At 40.2% G+C, this 7,337-nt stretch carries 7 protein-coding genes; 5 read left to right on the top strand and 2 right to left on the bottom strand.

The genetic code is table 11. The features are described 5' to 3' along the window. Nucleotides 1-260: 260 nt before the first annotated feature. The gene (gene mreBH / locus H0184_RS00435) at nucleotides 261-1,268 is read right to left on the bottom strand and encodes a rod-share determining protein MreBH (protein ID WP_221819762.1); all 1,008 of its coding nucleotides are present in this window, start codon (nucleotides 1,266-1,268) and stop codon (nucleotides 261-263) included. Nucleotides 1,269-1,598: 330 nt separating this feature from the next. Between mreBH and miaA the strand changes: the two genes are divergently transcribed. From miaA to spoVK, 3 genes are all read left to right on the top strand, one after another. After that, on the top strand, nucleotides 1,599-2,555 hold the full coding sequence (gene miaA / locus H0184_RS00430) for a tRNA (adenosine(37)-N6)-dimethylallyltransferase MiaA (protein WP_221819761.1): 957 nt from the start codon (nucleotides 1,599-1,601) through the stop codon (nucleotides 2,553-2,555). A gap of 26 nt (nucleotides 2,556-2,581) precedes the next feature. Further along, the gene (gene hfq, locus H0184_RS00425; protein WP_034672853.1) at nucleotides 2,582-2,812 is read left to right on the top strand and encodes an RNA chaperone Hfq; all 231 of its coding nucleotides are present in this window, start codon (nucleotides 2,582-2,584) and stop codon (nucleotides 2,810-2,812) included. A 122-nt stretch (nucleotides 2,813-2,934) separates the two neighbouring features. Beyond that, entirely contained in the window at nucleotides 2,935-3,882 is a 948-nt protein-coding gene (gene spoVK, locus H0184_RS00420) for a stage V sporulation protein K (protein ID WP_221819756.1), read from the top strand. A gap of 32 nt (nucleotides 3,883-3,914) precedes the next feature. On the opposite strand, the gene H0184_RS00415 is transcribed toward spoVK, so the two are convergent. Next, nucleotides 3,915-4,520 carry a trimeric intracellular cation channel family protein gene (locus H0184_RS00415; RefSeq protein ID WP_221819755.1) on the bottom strand — a complete coding sequence of 202 codons (606 nt, stop codon included), beginning with the start codon at nucleotides 4,518-4,520 and terminating at the stop codon, nucleotides 3,915-3,917. Between the two features lie 180 nt (nucleotides 4,521-4,700). Here H0184_RS00415 and hflX point away from each other — a divergent pair, with 180 nt between their 5' ends. Beyond that, complete coding sequence (gene hflX / locus H0184_RS00410; protein ID WP_221819754.1) at nucleotides 4,701-5,969, top strand: GTPase HflX; 1,269 nt, start codon at nucleotides 4,701-4,703, stop codon at nucleotides 5,967-5,969. Between the two features lie 4 nt (nucleotides 5,970-5,973). Next, the gene (locus H0184_RS00405; RefSeq protein ID WP_221819751.1) at nucleotides 5,974-7,245 is read left to right on the top strand and encodes a methionine gamma-lyase family protein; all 1,272 of its coding nucleotides are present in this window, start codon (nucleotides 5,974-5,976) and stop codon (nucleotides 7,243-7,245) included. Nucleotides 7,246-7,337: the final 92 nt, after the last annotated feature.

Raw genomic sequence — 7,337 nt, 5'->3', positions numbered from 1 at the left:
CATTCAGGAAAAGCGTTAGGGTCAATGCAGGCGGCTGGAGTGACCGAAGAGCATTTGGGAAAAGCGTTTGGGTCAATGCAAACAAGCTGGAGTGACTGAAGAGCATTTAGGAAAAGCGTTTAGGTCAATGCAGGCAAGCTGGAGTGACCGAAAAGCATTCAGGAAAAGCATTCGGGTCAATGCAGGCAGGCTAGGGATGCTCCTGGTTTGATAGCATAGCAAAAAGAGTGCCTCACGTGGCACTCTTTTTTGTTACTAAACTATTTCACAGCCGCAGGCAATTTATGCATGTATTTAAGGGCTTGACCCGTTCCGATTGCTACGGATTCAAGCGGATTCGGAGCTAGTTGTACAGGAACAAAAATCTCCTTACTTAGCCATTCTTCCATTCCCTTCATCAGTGCTCCGCCACCTGTAAGAATGACGCCGCGATCGACGATGTCACCGCTTAGTTCCGCTGGGCAGTCCTCAAGTGTTGCACGAATCGCTTCTAAGATATGAGATAACGATTCTTTCAAAGCATTTCTAATTTCATAGGATGATAGTGTCACCGTCTTTGGTAATCCTGTCACAAGGTCGCGACCTCGTACTTCCTTAGTCAACTCTTCGTGATCAACGAGTGCATAACCAATTTCCATTTTGACATTTTCAGCGGTTCTGTCCCCAATCAAGACATTATATTCCTTGCGGACATATTGAATGATTTCTTCATCTAGACGGTCTCCGCCAATTTTAATAGAATGGCAGGAAACCACACCACCGAAGGAAATGATCGCTACCTCTGTATTCCCCCCGCCAATATCAACAACCACATTGGCTACTGGCTCATCAACAGGCATGCCGGCACCAATCGCTGCTGCTACGGGCTCTTCAATTAATTGTATTTTTTTTGCGCCGGCATTTCTCACGGCGTCATGAATGGCTCTTCTTTCAACACTTGTTGATCCAGAAGGGGTGCAGATGACAACATTTGGCTTGCGAATGGCAAAGCCGACTGATTTTGAAGCTTTTCGCATGATATGCTTCAGAAGCTCTGTTGTAAGGTCATAATCGGCAATAACACCTTCTTTTAATGGGCGAATAGCAATAATTTTCTCAGGGGTTTTCCCAATCATCTCTTTTGCTTCCCTGCCAAAAGCTACAACTTTTTTAGTATCGGTGTCTATGGCGACAACCGAAGGCTCATTTACAGCGATTCCTTTATTTTTACTATAAACCAATATATTTGCTGTTCCTAAATCAATACCAATCTCAAAGTTTGATAACATTTTCTTTCACCTAATTTCCCTATTTTTCGATAATATGTTCTTCGAGATATTATCTTTCTACAAAATAAGCTACGATTAAGACTACCATGAAGTTGGGGGTGAAAAGCGATTTGTAAATGAAACGTTATCGGAATGTAACGTTGTAAAAGAATTTAATTATTTTTGGCTTTTATTGGATAAAAATAAATCCCTAGAAAATATGCATAGAATAGATAATTTTTGATTATACTTATTTGATGTTCTACTGCTTTTAGAAATTGTGTTAGGATGTAAGTGTGATAAGGTTTCCGAGCTATCACTGAAAAATGAAAAAAGGGCAGTGTGAAAATATTGGATTCAAAACAGAAATTATTAGTCATTATTGGTCCAACCGCAGTTGGGAAAACAAAGTTAAGCATAGAAATGGCTAAACAATATAATGGCGAAATCATCAGCGGCGATTCGATGCAGATTTATCGCGGCATGGATATCGGAACGGCAAAAATTAAAGTCGAGGAAATGGAGGGAATTCCCCACCATTTGATTGATATTAAAGAACCGGATGAAAACTTTTCCGTAGCTGAATTCCAGCAGCTTGTCAGAACGAAAATAGCTGAAATTACCGCAAAAGGTAAGCTTCCGATTATTGCCGGCGGGACTGGCCTATATATTCAATCAGTCATATATGATTATCAATTTTCCGAGGCGCCTGCAGATGAAGCTTTTCGGCTGCAGCTTGAAGAGAAAGCAAGAGAGATTGGAAATGAGGCGCTGCACCTTGAATTAACAAAGATAGATCCTGAAAGTGCGAATCAAATCCATCCAAATAATGTGAGAAGAGTCATTCGGGCACTTGAAATTTATCATTGTACTGGTAAGATTATGAGTGACTATCAAAATAATCAGCAGCCCGACCTCCTATACGAAACGGCACTAATCGGTTTAACCATGGAGAGAGATAAGCTCTATGAAAGGATTAATGCACGTGTTGAGATTATGTTATCAGAAGGTCTTCTTGAGGAAGTCAGCATGTTACATAAACAGGGACTTAGGGATTGTCAATCCATTCAGGCCATTGGCTATAAGGAAATTTATGATTATTTAGATGGAAAGGTTAGCTTTGATGATGCTGTAGAAAGTCTGAAGCAAAATTCAAGGCGTTATGCAAAGAGACAACTAACCTGGTTTCGAAACAAAATGGCCGTAAAATGGTTCGACATGACAAATGTCGCAGATTTGTCAAAAAAAATAAACGAAATTTCACAGTACGTTGAAGGAAAGCTACAAGTAAAATCGAATACATATTAGTAGAGATAAAAGAGGAGGATATACAAATGAAAACCACCATCAACATTCAGGACCAATTTTTAAACCAGTGCCGTAAGGACAATACTCATGTAACGGTGTTCTTATTAAACGGATTCCAATTGAGAGGCCAAATTAAAGGCTTTGATAATTTTACGGTACTTTTTGAATCAGAAGGAAAGCAGCAATTGGTTTACAAGCATGCCATTTCTACCTTTGCTCCACAACGAAATGTTCAGCTTGACCTGGATGCACAATAATTAATATTTCTAACGTGAGCCCATTAATTTAATGGGCTTTTTTTATTTTTATAATGATTTCTTCCATGACTGAATACACATAAATGAAGGAGTATTGCTCTGTAGAATGAGAGGTGAAGGCTTTGGATCAACCGATTCGCATGAAAAGTAATGGACAAATAACAGTTTCCCTCAACTCCCAAAAGAGAAAGTCCTTAACGAAAGAGCTGCCCGTTCCTCCAGTTGTTCCAAAGGTTATCCCCCCGGAGCACTCGGCATTAAAGGAAATCGAAGACGAGCTCGGGGCATTAGTGGGTATGGAAGAAATGAAACGAATGATAAAAGAAATTTACGCTTGGATTTTTGTAAATAAAAAACGTGAAGAAGTGGGGATGAAGGCAAGAAAACAAGCCCTTCATATGATGTTTAAGGGAAATCCAGGGACAGGGAAGACAACCGTTGCCAGATTAATTGGCAAGCTCTTCTTAAAGATGAACGTACTCTCTAAGGGACACTTGATTGAGGCAGAGCGCGCAGACCTTGTAGGGGAATATATTGGTCATACTGCTCAGAAAACAAGGGATTTAATAAAAAAAGCGCAGGGTGGGATTTTATTCATTGATGAGGCCTATTCATTAGGGCGCGGCGGTGAGAAGGATTTTGGAAAGGAAGCGATTGATACACTCGTCAAGCATATGGAAGACAAACAGCATGAATTTATCCTGATTCTAGCCGGCTATTCCAGGGAGATGGATCATTTCTTAACCCTCAATCCGGGACTCCACTCCCGGTTTCCTCTAGTGATTGATTTTCCTAATTATACGATCGATCAATTGATGGAGATTGCGAGCCGTATGCTGGATGAAAGAGAATACACACTGAGCCATGAGGCTGAAAAAAAGTTAAAAGATCATTTGATATGGGTTAAAGCGGTTCTCAATCCCAATAGTTTCTCGAATGGCCGTTATGTTCGTAATATTATTGAAAAATCAATACGCGCTCAAGCTATGCGGCTGTTATTGCAGAACAGCTTCGACAAACATGAATTATTGACACTTAGAAGTAACGATTTAGTTTTTGAAGAAGATTAAAAAAATCGGCGGACATATTTGCCGCCGATTTCTTAATGTGTGCCGAGCCTTCTAGCCGGAAGCTTCCATTTAAATGTATAGGATAGGACTCTTAGTGCGGTTACCAGTACAAATAAGGTGTATAACTCCCAAGGGTTGGAGGCGATTTTTAATCCAATAATAAGTCCAGCAAGAATCGCCCAAACGGCATAAATTTCAGCTCGTAATACAATTGGTTTCCTGCCGGCAAGTAAATCTCGAATAATCCCCCCGCCAATACCCGTTAAGACAGCCGCCACGATGACTGCGCTAATAGGATGGTCCATATTTACAGCGTATATAGCTCCTTGAATCGCAAAAGCAGACAAGCCGATGGCATCAAAGAAATTACCCCATCTTTGCCAATGACGCAATAGATTATTTGGAAACATAAATACGGCTGTAATTGATAATAACGCAATTTGGAAAAATAATCCCTGTTCCCAGAGTGCCGAAACCGGGACACCAATTAATAGATTACGAAAAGCACCACCGCCAAATGCAGTAACAATTCCTAATATATAGACCCCTAAAATATCATATTCTTCTTCCATTGCTACAATAGCGCCACTAACCGCAAAGGCAATAGTGCCGATTATACTTAAAACATCCCATGTCATTTTGTATGTTTCTCCTCGGGTGTAGGTTCTGTTTATACTTGAAATATTCAGTAAACATTATGATTTTAACACGGGGGAAGAATTAATCAATATAAATATTAAAATTTGGGTGCAAAATTAGGGTATTATCCTCTTTTTTGATATGATGAGGAAAGAAAATTCACGAAAGCAGGTGTTGGTATGGAACAAGAAGTAAGCTTAGAAAAAGCGATCTTAGTTGGCTGCCAAACGCAAACATTGGATGATAGCAGGTTCCAATATTCGATGGAAGAGCTTGCTGCCTTAACCCAGACAGCTAAAGGTGAAGTCCTGATGACTGTTGTTCAAAAAAGAGAGCGTATCCACTCAGCGCTATACATAGGAAAAGGGAAAGTAGAAGAACTTAAGACACTTGTGGATGAAGTAGAGGCAGATTTAGTCATCTTTAACGATGAACTTTCTCCAAGTCAAAAAAGAAATCTTTCTTCTGAGTTAAATGCTCGTATCATCGACCGAACTCAGTTAATCTTAGATATTTTTGCGCAAAGAGCAAGGTCAAAGGAAGGGAAGCTTCAGGTTGAACTAGCACAGCTTCATTACCTGCTGCCGCGCCTTGCTGGACAAGGTACCGCATTATCAAGGTTAGGAGCAGGTATTGGGACAAGAGGACCTGGGGAAACAAAACTCGAGTCAGATCGTCGTCATATCCGCCGAAGAATTGATGAAATTAAAAGTCAGCTTGCTGTAATTGTACAGCACCGCGATCGTTACCGGGAAAGAAGAAAGAAAAATAAAACGTTCCAAATCGCAATTGTCGGCTATACTAACGCAGGGAAATCAACCCTTTTTAACCGCCTTTCTGAAGCGGATTCGTTTGAAGAAAACCAATTATTTGCTACCTTGGATCCAATGACAAGAAAGTTAATTTTACCAAGCGGGTTTCAAACCTTAATTACCGATACGGTTGGATTCATTCAAGACCTTCCGACTTCGTTGATTGCAGCCTTCCGTTCGACGCTTGAAGAAGTTAAGGAAGCGGATCTGCTATTGCATGTCGTGGATATGTCAAATGCGGACTATTTTCAGCATGAAAAAACAGTGAATAAGCTGCTTGAAGACTTAGAGGTCAAAGACATCCCTCAGATAACAGTCTATAATAAAAGGGACATTAAACAAGCTGACTTTGTACCAACAGCGAACACCCCTCTTATCTTTATCAGTGCCTATGAAAAAGAGGACCGTGATGAATTAAAAAGAAAAATAGAAAAAATAATTATTGAAATGATGGATCAATACCAAGTGAGTATACATTCAACAGAAGGGAAGCTGCTTGCACAATTAAAGAATGATACAATCGTAAGAGAACTGGTTTTTGATGAAGAAAAAGAGGTTTATCAATGCAGGGGATTTTCTCTGCCTGACCATCAAGTTTCCGGGCAATTACAGAAATACAAAACGAGAATGGAGTAACAACATGTTTCAACAGTTAAAGAATGGGGAAAAGCTTCAACAGCTAGTAAAAGAAGTAGAACAACAAATAACGAACGTACATAAAGGGATAGACGAGAAAATTGAAAATAATCAATTTCGTGTCCTGAGAAGTTATCAAAAACACAGAGTGAGTGATTCTCACTTTATCCCTACCACAGGGTATGGATATGATGACATCGGCAGGGACACATTGGAACTGATCTATGCAGATGTATTTGGCGGTGAGGCAGGTCTTGTTCGTCCGCAGATTATCTCTGGAACACATGCCATTTCCATTGCCTTATTTGGGATTCTTCGGCCTGGAGATGAACTTCTGTATATAACAGGAAAACCGTACGATACCCTTGAAGAAATTGTTGGCATACGCGGGAACGGTGTGGGCTCTTTAAAGGAGTTTGGAATATCCTATGACAGTGCAGCTCTAACGGAAATGGGGGCGATTGATTGGGACACTATTGCCTCGAAAATCAAACCTAATACCAAAATGATTGGGATTCAGCGTTCTAAGGGATATGCAACACGTCCCTCTTTTACCGTAGCTGAAATCAAAGAAATGATTGCTTTTGTAAAGGAAATAAAAGAGGATGTTGTTGTTTTTGTAGATAACTGTTATGGGGAATTCGTTGAAGAACTTGAACCCTGCCATGTAGGTGCTGATTTAATGGCAGGTTCATTGATTAAAAACCCTGGCGGCGGCATTGCGAAAACCGGAGGCTATATTGTTGGAAAAAAACAATATGTTGAAGCTTGCTCGTATCGAATGACATCACCTGGAATCGGTGCGGAGGCTGGTGCTTCTCTGTATAGTCTTCAAGAAATGTATCAGGGCTTCTTTTTAGCACCACATGTAGTGGGACAAGCGTTAAAAGGTGCTGTTTTTACAGCTGCACTTCTTGAAAAACTAGGAATGAATTCATCCCCGAAGTGGGACTCCAATCGAACAGATTTAATCCAATCCGTTCAATTTGATGATAAGGATAAAATGATCGCATTCTGTCAGGCGATACAATTTGCTTCTCCTATCAATTCACATGTTACAGCCCTTCCTGCCTACATGCCTGGGTATGAGGATGATGTCATTATGGCAGCCGGGACCTTTATTCAGGGGGCAAGCATTGAGCTGACGGCAGATGGTCCGATAAGACCTCCATATGTTGCCTATGTTCAAGGAGGATTAACTTATTCGCATGTAAAAATGGCTGTTTGTATTGCGGTGGATTCTTTGATTGAAAAAAAATTAATTGAATTAATCTAAAAAACATAGCAAAGGATAACTAAAGTAATTGTCCTTTTTTTTATGAAAAAACCATGTTAGAAAACCTAACATATCGTTGACATCTTTTCTGA

Origin of the sequence: Neobacillus niacini (assembly GCF_019749295.1) — a bacterium.
Taxonomy (GTDB): Bacteria; Bacillota; Bacilli; order Bacillales; family Cytobacillaceae; genus Neobacillus; species Neobacillus niacini_D.
The sequence above is the reverse complement of the archived record's forward strand: the minus strand, read 5'-3'. Positions and strand labels throughout refer to the sequence as shown.